Genomic DNA, 21034 nt, shown 5'->3' with positions numbered 1-21034 from the left:
ATGATGTTTAGCAAAAACAAACGGATGCAAGCAGGAGACGCCGCTTTTTCCCGACCGGTCATCGGGGTTACAGTCCTTGGGTCTGGCATCGTTCTCCTCATGCTCAGCATGGCGTTTGCCATTTCGGTCGGGGCGGCTGACATTGACTTTTTCACTGTGTGGCGATCGATATTTGACTATGATTCAACGAGAGAGGCGGATCAAATCATTGTCAGCCTCAGGTTGCCTCGCGAGCTGGCAGCAGCGGCCGTGGGGGCGGCCTTGGCGGTCAGCGGCTCCATCATGCAGGGTATGACCAGGAATCCTCTCGCCGACTCCGGTTTGCTCGGTTTAAACGCCGGTGCCAGTCTGGCCCTAGCGTGTGTCTTTGCTTTTTACCCGAGTGCCACCTATTTATCGGTCATGATCGTTTCCTTTATCGGTGCCGGGATCGGGGCTGCGATGGTGTTTGGCTTGGGTTCTTTGAAACGAGGGGGCTTAACGCCCCTTCGTATCACATTGGCGGGGGCTGCCGTTACAGCTTTATTGTCAGCGATTGCGGAAGGCATTGCACTCTATTACAAGCTGTCCCAAGAACTCACTTTCTGGACGGCCGGAGGGGTGTCAGGGACAAACTGGGTTCAACTGAGATGGCTGTTGCCCGTCGTCGGCGTCGGCATCGTGATCGCCATCATGTTTTCAAAAGGGTTGACGGTGTTAAGCTTTGGTGAAGAAATAGCCAAAGGGTTAGGACAGCGCACGTTATTGACGAAAACTGTCCTTATGTGTGTCGTGCTCATCCTGGCCGGGGCAGCCGTTTCCATCGCCGGGGCCATTGCTTTTGTCGGTTTGATGGTGCCTCATATGGTCCGCTTTTTGGTGGGGACAGATTACCGGTGGATTATCCCCTGTTCGGCCATCTTTGGGGGTGTGTTGATGGTGCTAGCCGATACGGCGGCGAGACTGGTCAATGCACCATATGAGACTCCAGTAGGAGCCATCGTTTCCATGGTTGGCGTGCCTTTCTTTCTTTATCTCGCGCGAAGAGGAGGGAGGAAGTGAACATGATCCATGCGCAACAGCACGCAAGAGTTCGGCTTGCAGTCATCATTGCTCTATTGTTTCTGTTGGCACTGATTGTGGTGAGTGTGGTGACGGGGTTTGTGTCACTGTCTCCCGAGCAATTGGCGCGAACCTTATTGGGGCGGGGCACAGAAAAAGAAGAGTTGATTTTATACGGCTTTCGGTTGCCGAGAATAGTGATCACGGTTTTGGCAGGAATGGGTCTGGCCGTTTCTGGTTCGATTTTACAAAGCATCACCAAAAATCCGCTGTCAGATCCAGGTGTGTTGGGGATTAATGCGGGAGCTGGATTCATGGTGGTGGTCTATGTGATGTTCTTTACCGTAGAGTCATCCACTTATGTCTATATTCTCCCGCTGTTTGCGTTGCTGGGTGGCATTATTACGGCTATCTTCATTTACACCATGGCCCATAAAAAAGGAGAGGGAGTTGACCCGACTCGGCTGGTGCTTATTGGTGTAGGGATGGCGGCTGCCCTAAACGGCGGGATCATCACGTTGACTTCCCGGTTGGGACAGGAAGAGGCCTCTTTCTTCGCCAATTGGATGGCGGGCCGGATCTGGGGAGACGATTGGACATTTGTGTTGGCGTTGTTACCATGGATTCTTGTTTTGCTCCCTATTGCATGGGCGAAGTCCCATGTTTTGAATACATTGCATTTGCATGAGCATGTGTCCATCGGGTTAGGTGTTCATGTGGAGCGGGAAAGACGCTTGCTCATTTTGATCGCGGTGGCCCTTTCGTCAGCATCTGTGGCGGTCAGCGGAGGGATCGCTTTTGTCGGTCTGATGGCTCCGCATATCGCTAGGTCGCTGGTTGGGCCTCGCCTCCAGGGAGCTCTTCCCATCGCGGCTTTGCTTGGTGCGATATTGCTCCTTGCCGCTGACACGATCGGCAGGGCCATGACGGATCCCATCGGCATTCCCGCTGGTATTGTTGTAAGTATCATCGGTGCGCCCTATTTTATGTACTTAATGGCTAAAAAATAGTTCAGCTGGAGGAGAGGCACATGAAAAAAGATGGCCTGTACGATGTCACGATCATAGGGGGAGGGCCGGTAGGGCTGTTTAGCGCATTTTACAGCGGCATGCGAGAAATGAAAACCAAATTGATTGAATCCGGGCCGGAACTCGGCGGCAAAGTCTCCATGTTTTTTCCAGAGAAAACCATCAGAGATATCGGCGGCATCCCGGCAATCACTGGTGCTGACCTCGTCGAGCGACTCAAGGAGCAGGCGCAAACTTTTGCACCGACAATCATTTGCGGACAGCGCATTTCCGGACTGGAACGGTTGGAAGACGGAACCTTTCTATTGACCAGCACCCAAGGAGACATCCACCATACACGAACCATTATCCTGACAGTGGGTCACGGCATTTTTGAACCGATCAAACTGGACATAGAAGGCGCGGAACGTTATGAAAGCGGCAATTTGCACTATTCGGTGGGCGAATTGGACAAGTTTAAAGGGAAGCACGTTCTCATTTCGGGAGGCGGAAACGCGGCGGTGGATTGGGCTAATGAATTGTTGCCGATCGCCAAAAAGGTGACGGTTATTCACCGCAGAGATGAATTCCGGGGCCATGAACAGCATGTCACCCATATGAGCGAAGCGGCAGTCACGTTGACCCCATATGCTCTGAAAGCATTGCATGGGGAGTCTGATCACATTCAAAAAGTGACGATTGAACACTTGGAAACAGGAGAAACGCGCGAGCTGGAGATTGATGAATTGATCGTGAATCACGGAATCAGAGGAGATTTGGGCGGAATCAACGATTGGGGACTGGAGATGAAAGACGGGCATTTTGTAGTGAACAATGCGATGGAAACGAATATTCCAGGTATTTTTGCGGCCGGGGACGCAGTGACCTATCCCAACAAATTGAAGCTCATCACGGGAGGTTTCACAGAAGGGCCGGTCGCTGTGAACAGCGCAAAGAAACATTTGCAACCGGAATCCCCATTGGCTGATTTATATTCCACCCATCACGATAAGTTTGTCGATGCCTGATGATACCTAATTGGCTAACCGACTCCTACGCATGAAAAGCAAGCGTGGGAAACGGGCTAATTGGCTATGGGTAAAGTGGCAGGATATAAAAGATGAGAATGGAAAAAAGGGCGAGTTGGGTGTATCTTCCAACTTTGCCCTTTTGTTGTTGTGTCGAAATCGCTTCGAGCGAAGGATTATTGAGAACGGATCGTTTTGACCAATAGCAACACACTGATCAGAAAAACGCAAGTGATGGAACTACCGGCGATCAGCAAATGGGACAGCGAGACACCCTTGTTCAATATCATCGGGATGAAGCCCTGGGAGATAGGAACCAATCCGGTTGAAGCCATGGTGAACAAGCTCATTACTCTACCCATTTTGTCCATGTCAATGATCGATTGCAATGCGGTGACCATGGTTGTGTTGGCAAAAGAGGAAAAGATCCCCGTGAATAGCAGGGCGATAATGGCCGGAATCAGTTCTTTGGCAAAACCAAGCCCCATCATGCTGAAGCAGAAGAAGAGCATAAAGATATAGGACCACATGGCCCGTTGTTTAGTGATATTGATCATGCCGATGACGATTGCGCCGATCAAGGACCCGGCGGTCAAAGAAATTTCAAGGTAGGTGAAATCCATCGCGGTTCCGTTTAGTGTTTCCGTCACAAACGTGGGAATAGCGATAGACAAGGGACCGACCAAGAAAAAGACAGAAATGGCGTTTGTGAGCAGAATGGAAAACTTGAACCGATCCTCTTTTATGTAAAGGAACCCTTCCTTGATTTCTGCTAGCATCGACTGTTTTTCCTCTGATACTTCGTCAGGCTCCGATTGCAGTGGTTGGTCGCGGACGCCCAGCAAGAACACGGACCCGAGCAACAGCATGACGCTGATGAGGCCAAAAGACCAATCATATGAGCCCCAAGTGAGGGACATCCCGGCGATGACAGGGCCGACGAGCACGCCGACTTGCTGGATAGTGAAGTTGTAGCTGTTGGCCGCGCCCAATTGCGAATCGGGAACGATGGTCGGAATGATGGAGGAGGCCGCGGGCCAGTAGAATGATTCCAAAACTCCGAACAACAGGGCGAAAATGATCAAGATGGTGAAGGTCAATTGATCAGAAAGAAATAGAAATGTCATGGCCAACAATAGCACAAACCTAAAGAAATCAGAGTAAAACATGATAAGGGACCGTCTGAAGCGGTCGGCCACCACGCCCCCCACACTCATCAGCAACAAGCGCGGGATCGCTGTTGCCATCAACACGTAACCAATCATCGAAGGCATTTGCAAATGTTTGGAAACATACCAAGTTTCAATCATCAGATAGGTGGAAGTGGCCAAGCTACTAAAGATAATGGAAATGATCAACATCAAAAAAGAACGATTTTTTAAAAGAGGAGTGGGTGACGGTTTCTCTTGTGTGACACTCATTTCTTTCGATAAGGATTCATTCATCATTTAGACCTCACTTTTACAAAAGAAGTTGAGCCACATGACCAAAATCCGCCAAAATGTGAAACGCAAGATTTTCCAGCGGAATCGGGCGTGTTGAAAAGCCAAATAGTCCTTGTGGGAGAAGAGGGGTGAATCTCGTCCTGTCCGCACCGTTTCTTTTCCTCGGGCATCCCTTCGTTGAATAGGAGTAGAAAACCATCGTGATGTATCAATACATGTTCCCAGTCAAGCGATAGGCAAAATCCACTTCAGGCAGATCAACACGCTTGTGGCGGAATATGTTTATCTACTAGATGAGAGTGATAATATACATAGTCTATATAGAATCCGTTTATTTAAAAAATACCGCTTCACACCAAATATCATATATAATAACAATTTAAAAAACAACAAAAATCTCCTTTTTTAATAAATTGTGCGTCCACTTCATAGTTGTTCCCTTGCATTTTTTAATAAATGAACATTGGTCATTCATAAATTTTATGGTTTATTAAGGATGGGATGGTGGCATATAATAGCTGTTGAGTCTGGTATGACTAGATTTTTTAAAGAAGTGTAGTTCGAGAAGAAATTTATATGTAAAAAAACAATATTTCTTATTAATTGTCTGGTAAGTTGTTGACGAATGGAAATTTATATATTTAAATTAATGGTATCGAATGTAGTAAAGATTGTATATGTAATTTATAACATAACTGCATGAATTTATGCTCATAACGTCTCAGCTGCTTAGCAGAGGTGATGGTTTCCTATTTCACTGGACTTACAGGCATACCCAAAAACGTGGAATTAGGGAATAATTGTTTTTGTTTGGTATGGGAAAGGTGGGATGAGGAACGGAAATGTTGAAAGAAATGGTTTTCTATTTTTGATGATCACTGTCAGCCTGATTTAATATTGGTAAATAGGAAGATCGTATCCCAGGCCAACTTTTCTTTGCCGAGTCTGAGCTTGGGGGGCTACGAAAAGATTGAATGGTACATATGGTTGGGCGCTCATCGAACTTAGAGCGGCATTTGTTTTTAGTGTTTTAATAGGAAATTAGAATACGGAAGATTGGATTTATTCGTAAAAGGCATATAAATGTGCATGGTGCAGGTTTGCTCTGATCGGGGGTGAGCGATTGATACGTTCTCAACCGGAAGGATTGCAACCTGTTTGACGATGCTTTTTGGCGGTGGGGAGGATGGTTGTTCCTAACCATGTATGTGCGCGAGACACTGCCAGTTGTTACGAAGATCATGTGTTGGAGGTGATGCACCACTACATAGACATGATGATGCATTGGAATGCCTTTAAGAAGAATCCAATCTGATCGCCGCATCTATTGGCGCGGCTGTAGGTACCACAGAGAGGATAAAAAGTTAAGGGGTGGAAAAAGTGTCGCCTTTTACGCAAAACAAAGAGGTTTTGTCAAAGGATCAGGTGTATGATTGCGACTTGGTCATGCAAGTGCAAGGCGAGGTGGATGCGGAATTATTCAAATACTTACTTGATGCATTATATAATGAACATTCCGTCGATGGGCGTCCGCTAACCTTTAGCGAAGATGACTTGCGCGGACAGTCGGCGGAGCAAAAAGCGTCAATCATCCAAGCGCATCGGCGCGGTGAGGGGGAGGCGACTGATTCTGTTTCCCTACAGGTGATTGTCGTTCAGGATGACGGTGGGATCAGTTGGCTCATTTTCCGATATGATCTGCAAGCGATTGACGGAAAAATGTTGAACCTGTTGATCCGTAAAGCGTTTAGCGCCTACCACCAACAACGGTTGGGCCGGGAACCGAAGCACCTGTCCGCGTTTCATGAACAGCGGATGGAGCAGTCGCTGGAAGAGGCGAAAGCATACTGGAGCGAACGGTTTGCCGACTATGAACACAAACCGTTTTTCCCCACCATACCTGTCGATTTGGAAGAGGGCGGTTTGACGTCTCCCTCTGTGACTTTGCATCTGGACAGTGAACAAACTGACAGATTGTCTAAGGTCGCTGCCAAATTGGATGTGCCATTGCCCACCATGTTGCACGGGGTCTGGGGCGTTTTGTTGCAAAAGTATGGGAACGCGGATGATGTGTCATATTTGTCCATGAAACCGGAGCGTTTCCCGTTGGCTCGGGATGTGCGTCAGACGATCGGTCTGTGTGTTGACGCGACACCAGTTCGAGTTCACGGAGACAATCCATCTTTTGCGGCCGTCGTGGCTGATTTGCACCGTGACTTGGCTAAAGGGCGGGAACACGGTGGAATGCATCTGGCTCAGCTTGCGGATTGGACGGGATTGGCTGTCGAATCGTTTGATCACTTCTTCGTCTGCGATCTCGAAGCGGAGCAACTCCGGGGTGTGCAAGACGATTTGACCCTGATCGGTGCCGAACGGTCGGAGCAAGCTTCATTTAAGCTCAAAGTGGTGGCGACGAAAGCTGAAGATGGATTAAGCATTGATTTCATTTATGATTCAGCGAGCTATCCCCAGACATTTGTTCAAAACATGGCGGGGCATGTGGAGCGGATCATCGAAGCAGTCATCCGGAATCCGCATGTGCTGGTGAGTGAAATCGACCTCTGCACCGAAGAGGAAAAACATATCATGCTCTCGGGCTTTAACCCAGACCCAGTGAGTTATCCCAAGCACAAAACGGTGCAAGCGTTATTTGAAGAGCAAGTTGAACGACATCCAGAGCGAATTGCATTGAAATATAAAAACCAAACGGTCACTTACAATGAGTTGAACCGACAAGCTAACCAGCTGGCGCGGGTGTTGCGTGCGCGCGGGGTGAAGCGGGGCGACAAAGTGGGGCTGATGGCCAAGCGCTCGCCAGAAATGGTCATCGGGGTGCTTGGAATTATCAAAGCGGGCGCCGTTTATGTTCCTCTCTCCCCCGACTATCCAGAAGAGCGCATCCGATACATGGCCGAAGATTGCCAAATGTCGCTGTTGCTCAAACAGCCGCAAGCCATGCCAGAGTTTGCCTACGAGGGTGAGATTTGCCCCTTGATGAGGGATACCTGGATCGGGGAAGACGACAGCAATGTGGAAGATGTCAACACCAGCGATGATTTGACCTATGTGATTTACACTTCGGGATCGACGGGCAAGCCGAAAGGGGTACTGATTAGACATTACAACTTGACGCGCACGATGATTAACTGTGGTTACATTGAGATCACAGAAGATGACACGATATTGCAATTATCCAATTTTGCTTTTGACGCTTCTGTGTTCGATATGTTTGGCGCGCTGTTGCACGGTGCCAAGTTGGTGCTTGTACCCGAAGAGGTGCTCATGGATCTCAAGCAGTTGACCCAATTGATCAAAGAGGAAGAAATCACTGTCAGCTTTATGACGACCGCTTTGCTCAACACGTTGGTGGATTGGGACCCACACGCACTCGCTGGGCTTCGCAAAATTATCTTTGGCGGGGAGAAAGCATCACTCAAACACGTGGAGAAGGCATATGCCGTTTTGGGCGATGGGCAGTTGATGAATGCTTACGGCCCAACAGAAACATCGGTCTTCACCACGATGTATCCGATTAAAGCTTGGAGCGCGCAAAAGGGCATTCCGATCGGTAAACCGATCAATCATTCCCGCGTCTATGTGTTGAACAGACACAATCAGCTACAACCGATCGGTGTTGCCGGAGAGCTTTGCATCAGTGGTGACGGAGTAGGTGCTGGTTATTTGAACCGTCCAGAACAGACGGCACAAGTGTTTGTAGACGATCCGTTTGCACCGGGTGAAACGATGTATCGCACAGGGGACTTGGTTCGTTGGCTGCCGGATGGCAATCTGGAATTTTTGGGCCGCATGGACGGCCAAGTGAAAATCCGGGGACACCGGATCGAGTTGACAGAGATTGAACTGAAATTGCTCGAACATCCGGCTGTGCAACAAACGATCGTAACCGCGGGCAAGGATGAGGATGGTCATTCTTTCTTAAGTGGCTATGTCGTTTTGGACGAGCCATGCGAGATGGCGGATATCCGCCGGCATTTGGCGACAACCTTGCCGGAATATATGGTGCCCACGTATTTGGTGGAACTAAACGCCTTGCCGCTGACGGCCAATGGCAAAGTGGATAAACGGGCGTTGCCTGATCCCCGATTGCTTGACAGCGAGCCGACAGAAGAGCTGTCCGCTCCCACCAACGAAACGGAACGCAAGTTGGCGGCCATTTGGGAAGACATCTTGGGCATCAAGCGGATTGGCATCACCGACCACTTCTTTGAATCGGGCGGTCATTCACTGAAAGCAATGCAGTTGATTGCGCGAATTCGTGATCAATTCGGTGTAGAAATGTCTTTCCAAGATGCGTTTGATTATCCGACGATCAAAGAGATGGCTTCGTATATCGCTGGAGCTAATCAATCACATGTTACCATGATCCAACGCGCTGGTGAGCAAGATTATTATCCTGTGTCGGCGGCGCAAAAACGGCTGTATGCGTTGCAACAATGGGAGAACGTGGGAACGGCGTACAACACACCGATCTTGTTGGAAGTGGAAGGTCGGTTGGATGTTAAGGCCCTGACGGATGCGCTTAACGCCTTTGTCGCTCGGCATGAAGCGCTGCGCACCTCCTTTACGTTTGTGGACGGAGAGTTGGTGCAACAGATTCATCCCCGCCTGGAAGTGGAGATGAAACACGTCACCGTGTCGGATGAGGCTGAGTTGGAGTCGCTGGTGCAAGGAATGATCCAGCCGTTTGATTTGAGCCAGGCACCGTTGTTTAGAGCGGGTGTGTTCAGCCTGTCCGATGAGCGGCACGTGTTGGTGCTCGATATGCACCACATCATCTCAGATGGGATTTCGCACAGCATTTTGTATCGCGAACTGGGGGCGCTCTATCAGAAACAATCGTTGCCGGAACTACCGATTCAATACAAGGATTACGCGGTATGGGAGCAAAGCCGGGATGCAGCGAACGAAGAGAAAGAGCAGTACTGGCTGGAGCAGTTTGCCGGGGAAGTGCCGGTGCTGGAATTGCCGACCGATTATCCGCGCCCGTCGATGCAACAGTTTGATGGGGAAGTGAAGACCTTTTATCTGCCTGAAGAGGTGGAAGCACAGGTTAAACAATTGGCCAAAGAGCAGAAGAGCACCTTGTTCATCACCTTGCTCGCTTCCTATTATGTGCTCTTGTCCAAGTATTCGGGGCAGGATGATATTATTGTCGGTTCGCCGATCGCCGGCCGCACCCAAAGCGAGCTGGAACCGATCTTCGGGATGTTTGTTAACACCTTGCCGCTAAGAGCTCATGTACCAAGTGAAGAGCGTTTCACCAGCTTCCTGAAGAGATTGCAAGCGCAGATGCTGGAAGCATATGAGCGGCAGGATTATCCGTTTGATGAGCTGGTCGGCAAATTGGGTTTACAACGTGATCTGAGCCGCAACCCGTTGTTTGACACCATGTTTGTGTTGCAAAACATGGACTTGTCCATGATCCAAATCCCAGGGCTCACTTTCCGCCCGTATCCGATTCAGGCTAAAAAGGTGCAGTTTGATTTGGCCTTGGTGGTGACAGAGGAAGAGCGACTCCAGTTTCAGGTGGAATACAACACCGCGCTGTTTAAGCGGGAAACGGTGGAGCGCATGATCGGCCATGTGGAGCAGGTGTTGCGCCAAGTGACGGCCAATCCGGAGATTTCTGTGCGGGAGATCAGCCTGATCACCGAACAGGAGAAGCAGCAGGTGTTAGAAGTATTTAACCGCACTGAAGCGGAGTATCCGCATGACCAAACCTTGCCAGAACTCTTTGAGGCGCAGGTGGCGCGGACACCGGACGAACCGGCGTTGGTGTTTGGCGAAATCCAGCTGACATACCGGGAGTTGGATGAGCAAGCAAACCGCTTGGCCCGGGCGCTGCGGAAGAAAGGTGTACAACCGGAACAATTTGTAGGCATTTTGCTGGAGCGGTCTCCAGAGATGATCATCGCACTGTTGGGGGTGCTGAAAGCGGGGGCAGCTTATCTCCCAATCGATCCTGAGTATCCTCAGGAACGGATTCGTTACATGCTGGAAGACAGCCAAGCCAAGTGGCTTATCACCCAGCAGGGAGTGGATGTGCCAGCAGAGTTTACAGGTGAGACGATCCGCATCGAAGAGAGCGAATGGCGAGAGGAAGAAGGGACGCCACTTCCCATAGTCAACACCCCTGACCATCTGGCATACATGATTTATACCTCGGGTTCTACCGGGAAGCCGAAAGGAGTCATGATCGAACACCGGGGCGTGGCCAACTTGCAACTGATGGCTGAAACGTACGGCATCGGCCCGGGAAGTCGGGTGTTGCAGTTCTCCTCGATCAGTTTTGACGCGGCGGTGGGCGATATTTTCCACACCTTGCTCAATGGTGGCGCGCTCTATCTGATCAAGAAAGAACAATTGTTGGATGGAACCGGATTTGTGCAATGGTTGAAAGAACAGCGCATCACCTCGATGCCGTTTATCCCGCCGTCCGTGTTGCGTACGCTGCCGTATCTGGATTTGCCCGATTTGACTACCATCAGTACGGGGGGAGAAGCGTGCTCACCGGATTTGGTGAAAGTCTGGGGACAGGGTCGCACGTTCCTGAACGCTTACGGCCCGACGGAAGGGACGGTAGATGCGACGATCGGTGTGTGCTCTCCGGAGGCTGAAACGATCACGATTGGGACGCCGATCCGCAATAAGAAAGCGTATGTCTTAAGCCCAGAAGGACAATTGCAACCGATCGGTGTGCCGGGCGAATTGTGCATCGGTGGGGAAGGGTTGGCGCGCGGGTATTGGAACCGGCCCGACTTGACCGCGGAGAAGTTTGTACCCAATCCGTTCCGTCCGGGCGAGCGGATGTACAAAACCGGAGACTTGGTGCGGTGGTTGCCGACAGGGGAGATCGAATACTTGGGACGGATCGACGATCAGGTGAAGATCCGTGGGCACCGCATTGAAATCGGTGAGATCGAGACCATGCTGTTGGAAATGGAGCAGGTGGAAGAAGCCGTGGTGTTGGCCAGAAACGACAAAGGAAGCGGTGCGTACCTCTGTGCGTATATCGTCTGGAAAACACCTGGTTCGGTCAAAACCTTGCGTGATGACTTAAGCGCCATCCTGCCGCATTACATGATTCCGTCTTACTTTGTGGAGATGGACAAAATCCCGCTGACCCCCAACGGTAAAGTGGACAAAAAAGCGTTGCCTGAACCGGAGGGACGGGTGCAGACCAGCGCGGAGTATGTCGCACCGCAAACGCCGATGGAAACACTTCTCGCCCAGATTTGGGAAGAAGTGCTGGGCGTCGAGCGCATCGGGATCGAAGACAACTTCTTCGAATTGGGTGGCGATTCAATCAAGGCGATCCAGATTGCAGCTCGATTGCACCAACAAAAGTGGCAGTTGGAGATGAAAGGATTGTTCCGCCATCCTACCATTCGGGAGCTGGCGCCGCGCATCACCAGCAAGGCGGAAACAGCGGCGGAACAAGGTGTTGTGACCGGCAATGTGCCACCAACTCCAATTCAGCAATGGTTTGCTGAACTGAACAGCCAAGCGTCGCATCACTACAATCAAGCGATGATGCTTCACCAGCCGGAAGGATGGGACAGCGAGCGAGTGAAGTCCACGCTGACTCGACTCGTGGCCCACCATGATGCACTGCGCATGACTGCGGCGTTTACGGACGATGGCTTGGTGCTGACGAATCAAGGCTTGGAAGCAGACGGCTTCACACTGAGCGAGTATGACTTCACAGGTGTGGCGGACGTACGCGCGGCGATTGAACAGGAAGCCAACCGTCTGCAACAGTCTATCGACTTGGAGCAAGGGCCGTTGGTTAAAGTGGGGCTGTTCCACACTGCTGACGGAGATTATCTGCTGCTGGTGATTCACCATCTGGTGGTAGACGGTGTATCTTGGCGCATCTTACTAGAAGACTTCACGACTCTGTATGAGCAAGCGGACGCATCTTTGCCGCTGAAAACAAGTTCTTTCCAAGCATGGGCGCGGAAGTTGCGCGAATATGCTGTCAGCCCGCAACTGATGGCGGAGATTCCACACTGGAAGCGGGTAGAAACGGCACAAGTACAGGCGTTGCCAAAAGACCGCGAGCCAGCGACGGAAATCTATATGAAGGATCGCGACGCGGTGCGCGTTCACTTGTCAGACACGGAAACGGCGGCTTTGCTCACGCAAGCGCATCGGGCTTATCACACAGAAGCAAATGATTTGCTGATCGCCGGTTTGAGCATGGCCCTGAAAAAGTGGACTGGGCAAGACAAAGTGGCTCTGTATTTGGAAGGGCATGGTCGCGAAGAGCTGTTTAAGGAGATCGACTTGACCCGGACAGTGGGTTGGTTCACGTCCCTGTATCCCGTGGTGTTGGACATGGCTGCAGATGAGATGGGGCGGATCGTGCCGACAGTGAAAGAAACCCTGCGCCAAGTGCCTAACAAAGGAGTGGGCTACGGGGTATTGCGGTACTTGACTCCGGCCGAAATGACCTCCGACTTGTCTTTCAGTTGCAAGCCGGAAATCAGCTTCAACTATCTCGGTCAATTTGACCAAGGCGGGTTGGACCCATCATCGATGCCGACCGGGGAATGGTTCAGTCCGGAGACGCCAGTCGATGTGGCCATTGAGATCAACGGCTGGGTCGCCGAAGGGCAACTTACGCTGGAATGCAGTTATGATCGCACTGCGTTCACTGAGCAAACGATCCACCAGTTGATGGACGAAGTGAAACGAAGCTTGCATGCGTTGGTGGAACATTGTCTGGCGCAGCCAGAATCACTGCGGACGCCAAGTGATTTCAGCATCGGCTCCTGTCCGTTGGAAGATTTGGAGCTCGTACGCAACATCGTGGCCGAGGCAGAGATTCAAGATTTGTATCATCTGTCGCCCATGCAAGAAGGCATCTTGTTCCACGCTTTGAAGGACAAAGAGAGCGAGGCGTATTTTGACCAGATCACTTTCCGCATGGAAGGCGTTCTCGATCCCGAGCGGTTGAAGAAAAGTTTGGATTCGCTCATTCAAAAATATGATGTGTTCCGGACGGTGTTCATCTACGACAAAGTCAAAAAGCCGATCCAAGTCGTGTTGAAACACAAAGAGGCGACGTTTAGATATGAGGACATTCGTCATCTGGCTCCGGCGGAACAAACCGCGCACATGGAAGCGTTCAAGCGGCAAGATCGGTTGAAAGGATTTGATCTGACACGTGATGTGATGATCCGTTTCGCTTTGTTCCAAACGGGTGAACGCCATTATCAATTGGTGTTCAGTTCCCATCACATCCTGATGGATGGTTGGTGCTTCGGATTAATTGTGGAAGATTGGCTGAACTTCTACATCGACGCGCAGCAAACAGAAAGCGCCGCCCCCTACAGTGAATATATTCGCTGGTTAGAACGTCAGGATGACCAACAAGCGACCGCTTATTGGAAAGAGTATCTGCACGGATACGAACAAGCTGTCTCGATACCGCAAGATACGCTGGACGGGCGTCGAGGAAGCGAGCCCAAAGCCGAGCTGGACTTCCGTTTGGACAAGGAGCTAACAGAGCGGCTTACACGTACGGCGGCACGGCAACGCGTTACGTTGAACACGATGTTCCAAGCAATCTGGGGCGTGTTGTTGCAACGCTACAACGATACCGATGATGTCGTGTTCGGAGCGGTTATCTCTGGACGGCCGACAGAGATCCCCGATGTGGAAAAAATGGTCGGCTTGTTCATCAACACCATCCCGGTACGGGTGCAAGGGCAGAGAGACACCTCTTTTACTGACCTGCTGGCTAAGATGCAGGAAAATGCGTTGACGTCTGAACGGTACGGTTATAAATCATTGGCGGAAATCCAAGCTGGTACCGATTTGTCTGGAGCGTTGTTTAACCACATCTTGGTGTTTGAGAACTATCCATTGGATCAAGACCTGTTTAGCAAGCGGGCGGACGAGCTCGGGTTTACCATTACGGGGTTGGATGTGTTTGAGCAGGAGAACTTTGAATTAAGCGTGACCATCTATCCCGGTGAGCAACTGCATCTAAAAGTGCAATATGACCAAGCATTGTATTCGCAAGACAAGATCGAACAGCTGTTCACCCATTTGCAAACGGTCATGGAACAGGTGGTTACGGCTCCTGAGATGAAGTTGGCGGAGATTGAAATCGTATCTGAGGCGGAGCGGACGCAACTTTTGACCGCGTTCAACCGCACGGAACGCCCTTATCCGCAGGACAAAACGTTGCATGAGCTGTTTGCGGAACAGGTGGCTCGGACCCCAGATCACCCGGCGGTTGTCTTTGAAGATGTCAGCTTGACTTACCGTGAGCTGCATCAGAGATCCAATCAATTGGCAAGAGCGCTACGTGACAAGGGGGTTACACGCGACCAATTTGTGGGGATGATGACAGAACGCACACCTGACATGATCGTCGGCCTTTTGGCGGTGTTAAAGGCGGGCGGGGCTTATGTCCCGATCGATCCCGATTATCCGCAAGAACGGATCGCCTTTATGTTGCAAGACAGCCAAGCCCGGTTGTTGTTAACCCACAGCCACATTCAGGTTCCGGCTGAATTTGCGGGCGAAGTGATCCGATTGGATGAGCCCAGCTGGTACGAGAGGGATGCTTCGGAGTTGGAGCAGATCAACCAGCCGACGGATTTGGCTTATATGATCTACACCTCCGGTTCCACTGGCAAACCCAAAGGCGTCATGATTGAGCATCTCGGGGTGTGCAATCTCAGTGCGATGGCTGACCTGTATCAAATCACTGAGGGAAGCCGGGTGTTGCAATTCGCTTCCATCAGTTTTGACGCTTCCGTATCTGAGATTTTCCCAGCCTTGCTGACCGGAGCGACACTTTATCTGGTTCGTAAAGAGCAGCTGGTACCCGACCGGTTTGTACAGTGGCTGAAAGAGGAGAAAATCAACTTCTTGGGACTGTCGCCATCGGCGTTACAAACGTTCCCATATGCGGAATTGCCGGATTTGCGGACGATTTTGACAGGTGGGGAAGCTGTTACCAGCGATCTGGTGAAACGCTGGGGCCAAGGTCGAACCTTCATCAATGCCTACGGACCGACGGAAGTGACGGTGGACGCTACGTTGGGATATTGTCGCGCGGAAGACGACAAACCGACGATTGGCACGCCATTCCCCAACAAAAAGGTATACATCCTAAACCGGCACAACCAACTGCAACCGATTGGCGTACCAGGAGAGTTGTGCGTCGGTGGGGTTGGTTTGGCACGAGGTTACTGGGGTCGAGAAGATCTGACGGCTGAGAAGTTTGTGCCCAATCCGTTTAACCCTGAGGAGAAAATGTATAAGACCGGCGATTTGGCTCGTTGGTTGCCCAATGGAGAAATCGAGTACCTTGGCCGGATCGACGATCAAGTGAAGATTCGTGGACATCGCGTGGAATTGGGAGAAGTGGTTGAGCGCCTCCTGCAATTGGACGGTGTGCGGGAAGCAACGGTCGTGCCTTATCTTGACCATCAGGGATATGCGTACCTGTGCGCGTATACGGTCTTGGCGGAAGGGATGACAGTGGCGCAGGTTCGGGAACAATTGGCGGCACAGTTACCCAATTATATGGTTCCGACCCAGTTTGTAGAGATGGACGCCCTGCCGCTCAACGCCAATGGCAAAGTGGACCGAAAAGCTTTGCCGAAACCCGATTCGCAATCCAAAACCCAGCGCGAGTATGTCCCACCTGCTGATGAATTGGAACACAAATTGGCGGAAATCTGCCAACAACTGATGGGGCTGGAACGCGTCGGGATGAATGACAACTTCTTCGAGCTGGGAGGACACTCGCTGCTGGCGATGAGTTTGGTGTCGCAAGTGCACAAGGTGTTGAACATTGAGATTCCGCTCAATGTAATCTTCACCAGCACCACGCTGAAAGAGTTGGCTCAATACTTGCGTGATGCGGACAAGGGCACTTATGAGGCGATTGTGCCGGCAGGAGAGCGGGAAGCTTATCCGGTTACCTCAAGCCAAAGAAGAATGTTTGCCATTGACAGTTTGGGCAATGCTGGCACGGGTTACAACTTGACCGCCACCCTCATGATCGAAGGAGAGCTGGACCCCGAGCGCTTGCGTGCGGCGTGGAATCAACTTGTGGAGCGGCATGAGCCATTGCGCACCTCTTTCCACTTGTCCGATGGGGAATTGGTGCAACAAATCCACCCATCCGTCACTTGCGATATCGAACTGATGGAAGTGGAGGAAGCGAAGGTAGATGCCTTCATCGGCGAGTTTGTGCAGCCGTTTGAGTTGCATCAGGCGCCTCTGGCCAGAGTGGCACTGGCTCGCCTCACTGAAACCAAGCACCTGTTTATCGTCGATATGCACCATATCATCACCGATGGTTTGTCTGTAGGCATCCTGTTTGATGAGTTGGCGCAATTGCTTCAAGGCAAATCGCTGCCTGAGCTCAAATTTCAGTACAAGGATTACGCTGTATGGCAAAAATCTTTTGCCGCGTCGGAAACATACCAAAAGCAAGAAGCGTTTTGGTTGGACGCGTTTAAAGGGGAATTGCCAACCCTGTCCTTGCCGACGGACTTTGTTCGGCCGCCGGTGAAGCAATTTGACGGGGATCTGATCCGCTTTGAGTTGGATGAAGATTTGACCGCGGGGCTGAAACGCGTAGCCATGGAAAACGGCGCAACCATGTATATGACGTTGTTGGCGGCATACAACGTGTTGTTGTCCAAGTACAGCGGACAGGATGACATTGTCGTCGGTAGCGCCATTGCCGGCCGGAACCATCCGGATGTGCAATCCATCTTCGGGCTGTTTGTCAATACATTGGTCTTGCGTAACCATCCACAGCCGCAACAAAGCTTCACCCAATTCTTGCAAGCGGTGAAAGAGCGGACGCTCCAATGCTTTGACCATGCAGATTATCCGCTGGAAGATCTGATCGACAAGTTGCAGTTGCGTCGGGACATGAGCCGCAACCCGCTGTTTGACACCATGTTCAACTATGAGGGAGATGACGCCCTGTCGGCGGAAGTCCCCGGACTGAAACTGAGTCATTATGCTTTGCAGGAGAAAGTAGCCGCGCAATTCGACTTGACTTGGACGGTTTATGAGGACGATGACCGCTTGCGATTCGCCCTGTCTTACGCCACCAGCCTGTTTAAAAAGGAAACAGCGGAACGGATGGTTTCTCACTTCATCCACCTTTTGCAACAAGTGGTTAGCCGTCCGGATAGCACGCTGGATGACATGGCGTTGATCACCGAGGCGGAAACGCAACAGATCTTGCACGTGTTTAATAACACGCGGGTGGAATATCCGCCGGCCAAACCGTTGCCAACCTTGTTTGAGGAACAAGTGGCACGGACACCCGACCGGATTGCGATTGAGTTTGGCGACGGGAAATGGACGTACGCCGAAGTGAACGCCCGTGCAAACCACTTGGCTCGGATGCTGCGCGCCAAAGGCGTTGGTCCCAACCAAATTGTCGGATTGCTGGCAGAGCGTTCACTGGAAATGATGATCGGCATCTTGGGGATTCTCAAAGCCGGTGCGGCGTATATGCCGATTTCGCCTGAATTCCCAGAAGAACGGATCGCCTACATGCTCGACAACAGTGAAGCGCGCTTGATTTTGTCACTGAGCAAGTTCCGCGGCTTGGCTGGTTCTTTCGACGCAGAAGTACTCTATCTGGACGAAATCGCGTTGGAGCAAGGGGAAGCCGACAATTTGCCAGCCACTGCTACAGTGAGAGATTTGGCATATGTGATTTACACCTCGGGGTCTACTGGGAAGCCCAAAGGGGTCATGATCGAGCATTACACGGCGTATAACCGGATCGAATGGATGGCGCGCCAATATGAGTTTGGCCCGGAAGATGTCATCTTGCAAAAAACGCCGATCGTGTTTGACGTGTCGGTGTGGGAGTTGTTCTTGTGGTTCTTCGTCGGTGCTCGCGTGCACCTGTTGGAGCCGGGCGGTGAGAAAGCGCCGGAGCTTATGATCAACACGATAGAGCGTTACGGCATCACCACCATGCACTTTGTGCCGTCCATGTTCCATCTGTTCTTGGAACACCTTCATGAATCCAACTTGCCTCGCTTGTCCAGCTTGCGGCGGGTGTTTACCAGTGGGGAAGCGCTGTTGCCCAACCATGCTGCCCGTTTCCGGGACACGATGTATCGTGTGAATGGAACCCGGTTGTACAATCTGTACGGGCCGACCGAAGCGACGGTAGACGTCTCGTACTATGATTGCCCGACAGACCATGATCCAGATGTGATACCGATTGGTAAACCCATCGCCAATGTCCAATTGCTGGTGCTGGATGAGCGCAACCGACTGCAACCAATCGGTGTGCCAGGTGAGCTCTGTCTGTCCGGAACCTGTCTGGCCCGCGGATACCTCAACCGGGAAGACCTGACCCGGGAGAAATTTGTTCCCAACCCCTATCTCCCCGGAGAGTTGATGTACAAGACGGGAGATTTGGCGCGGTGGATGTCCGATGGGAACATCGAGTATTTGGGCCGCATGGACCATCAAGTGAAGATCCGGGGTTACCGCATTGAGTTGGATGAAGTGACCGGTCAATTGATGAAGCACCCCGCTGTGAAAGATGGTGCGGTGATCGCCCGCCACGATGCGCAAGGACAAGCTTACCTGTGCGCCTACCTGGTTAGCGAGGCGGACTGGGATGTGGCCGAATTGCGCAAGCATATGGGCCAAGGGTTGCCTGACTATATGATTCCGGCCTACTTTGTGGAACTGCCCGAACTGCCGCTCAACGCCAATGGTAAGCTGGATCGCAAAGCGCTACCCGAACCGACCGAATACGTCGTGAGCGGAGCGGAATATGCGGCGCCCACCAATGAAGTGGAAGCCCTGCTGGCCGAGGTGTGGCAGCAAGTTTTGCAGATCGGGCGGATCGGGATTCATGACAACTTCTTTGAATTGGGCGGAGATTCCATCAAAGCGATTCAAATCGCAGCTCGTCTGGCACAACACCAACTGCGCCTGAACATCAAAGACATCTTCCAGTATGAGACAATTTCGGCACTGGCGCCGTTCATCGAACGGAATCAGTTGGTCATCGACCAAGGGCCGGTCACGGGCGAAGTACCGCTTACTCCGATCCAACGAGATTTCCTCACTTTGCATGCGGAGGCACCGCATCATTTCAACCAGGCGATGCTGTTGACCCGTCGCGGTGGTTGGGATGAGGAAATGGTGCGGACCGTGTTCGCCAAAATCGTGGAACACCACGACGCTTTGCGCCATGTGTTCACCCAAACGGACGGACAATGGGTGCAAACTGGACGCGAGCCGGAAGCGGACGCGTTTACGCTGGAACTGTTTGACCTGGCCGGGGAGCCGGATGTGGCCGCCCGCATCGAGCGAGAAGCCGACCGCTTGCACGCCAGCCTAAATATCGAGGCAGGTCCGTTGATTCGATTGGGATTGTTCAAGGCACCAGAAGCTGACCATCTGTTGATCGTCATTCACCACTTGATTGTGGATGGGGTGTCTTGGCGGATCTTGGTCGAGGATTTGGAGGCGGGGTATCGCCAAGCGCTCACGAATCAACCGATCAAGTTCCCGGATAAAACCCATTCTTACCAGGCGTGGAGCCGGATGTTGCGTGAGTATGCCAATAGCAAAGCGCTGTTGAAGGAGATTCCGTATTGGCAGGAGCTGGAGAGCCAACAAGTCGCGCCGTTGCCACGGGAAGGTGCGCAAGACGCAACCCAGGTGTACGGGGATCAGGACACAGTCGTCGTGCGATTGCCTGAGTCGGTGACCAAACAGCTTTTGACAGATGCCCATCAAGCATACCGGACCGAGATCAACGACCTGTTGCTGGCCGCTTTGGGCTTGGCGCTCAAAGATTGGACAGGAGAAGAACGTTTCGCGGTTTATTTGGAAGGGCATGGGCGTGAAGAGATCATCGAGGATATCGATTTGACCCGCACCGTGGGTTGGTTTACTTCGATTTATCCCGTAGTGGTAGATGTAAGCGGGGGCGACTTGGCAGAGTCGATCAAACAGGTGAAAGAGCACTTGCGCAAAATCCCCAACAAAGGTGTCGGCTATGGTATCCTACAACATCTGACGGCGCCGGAGCACAAGCAAGACCTAGCTTTTTCCCTGTCACCCGACATCCTGTTCAACTATTTGGGACAATTTGATTCCGATGAAGAGGAAGGGGAAGTGGTGATCAGCGACTTGCCGACGGGACAAGCGGTAGGGGCTTCGATGCCAAACCGTTACCTGTTGGAAGTGAATGAATTGATTGTGAAAGGCCAATTGGAGATTCATCTCACTTACCACACTCACCTTCACCGGAAGGAAACCATGGAGGCCCTTGGCGAGCGCTACCGGCAATACCTGATTGACTTGGTTGATCACTGCCTGTCGCAGCAAGAGCCCAATTACACGCCAAGTGATTTCAGTTCAGATGATTTAACTTACGACGAACTGGACAGCATTGCTGAACTTCTGGAGGATCTGTAAGACATGACGTTTGTATGGGAAGGAAACGGGGGTG

Annotated in this window: 5 protein-coding genes; 4 read left to right on the top strand and 1 reads right to left on the bottom strand. The window is 51.6% G+C overall.

Features of this window, described 5'->3' with window-relative positions:
- The 3 genes from CLV36_RS10720 to CLV36_RS10710 are packed head-to-tail and all read left to right on the top strand — an operon-like array spanning nt 1 to nt 3076.
- Nucleotides 1-1041, top strand: a complete 1041-nt coding sequence (locus CLV36_RS10720) for a FecCD family ABC transporter permease (protein WP_181352987.1) — start codon at nt 1-3, stop codon at nt 1039-1041.
- 2 nt (nt 1042-1043) lie between these two features.
- Nucleotides 1044-2051, top strand: a complete 1008-nt coding sequence (locus CLV36_RS10715; protein ID WP_102993857.1) for a FecCD family ABC transporter permease — start codon at nt 1044-1046, stop codon at nt 2049-2051.
- A 20-nt stretch (nt 2052-2071) separates the two neighbouring features.
- Entirely contained in the window at nt 2072-3076 is a 1005-nt protein-coding gene (locus CLV36_RS10710) for an NAD(P)/FAD-dependent oxidoreductase (protein WP_102992765.1), read from the top strand.
- Nucleotides 3077-3252: 176 nt separating this feature from the next.
- On the opposite strand, the gene CLV36_RS10705 is transcribed toward CLV36_RS10710, so the two are convergent.
- A complete protein-coding gene (locus tag CLV36_RS10705; protein WP_181352986.1) occupies nt 3253-4521 on the bottom strand; it encodes an MFS transporter in 1269 nt (422 codons plus the stop codon).
- Between the two features lie 1380 nt (nt 4522-5901).
- Here CLV36_RS10705 and CLV36_RS10700 point away from each other — a divergent pair.
- The gene (locus CLV36_RS10700; protein ID WP_146130632.1) at nt 5902-21000 is read left to right on the top strand and encodes a non-ribosomal peptide synthetase; all 15099 of its coding nucleotides are present in this window, start codon (nt 5902-5904) and stop codon (nt 20998-21000) included.
- The last annotated feature ends 34 nt before the right edge of the window (nt 21001-21034 follow it).

Source organism: Laceyella sediminis, from assembly GCF_003003125.1.
Taxonomy (GTDB): Bacteria; Bacillota; Bacilli; order Thermoactinomycetales; family Thermoactinomycetaceae; genus Laceyella; species Laceyella tengchongensis.
This window is presented reverse-complemented; position numbering and strand designations above follow the sequence as displayed.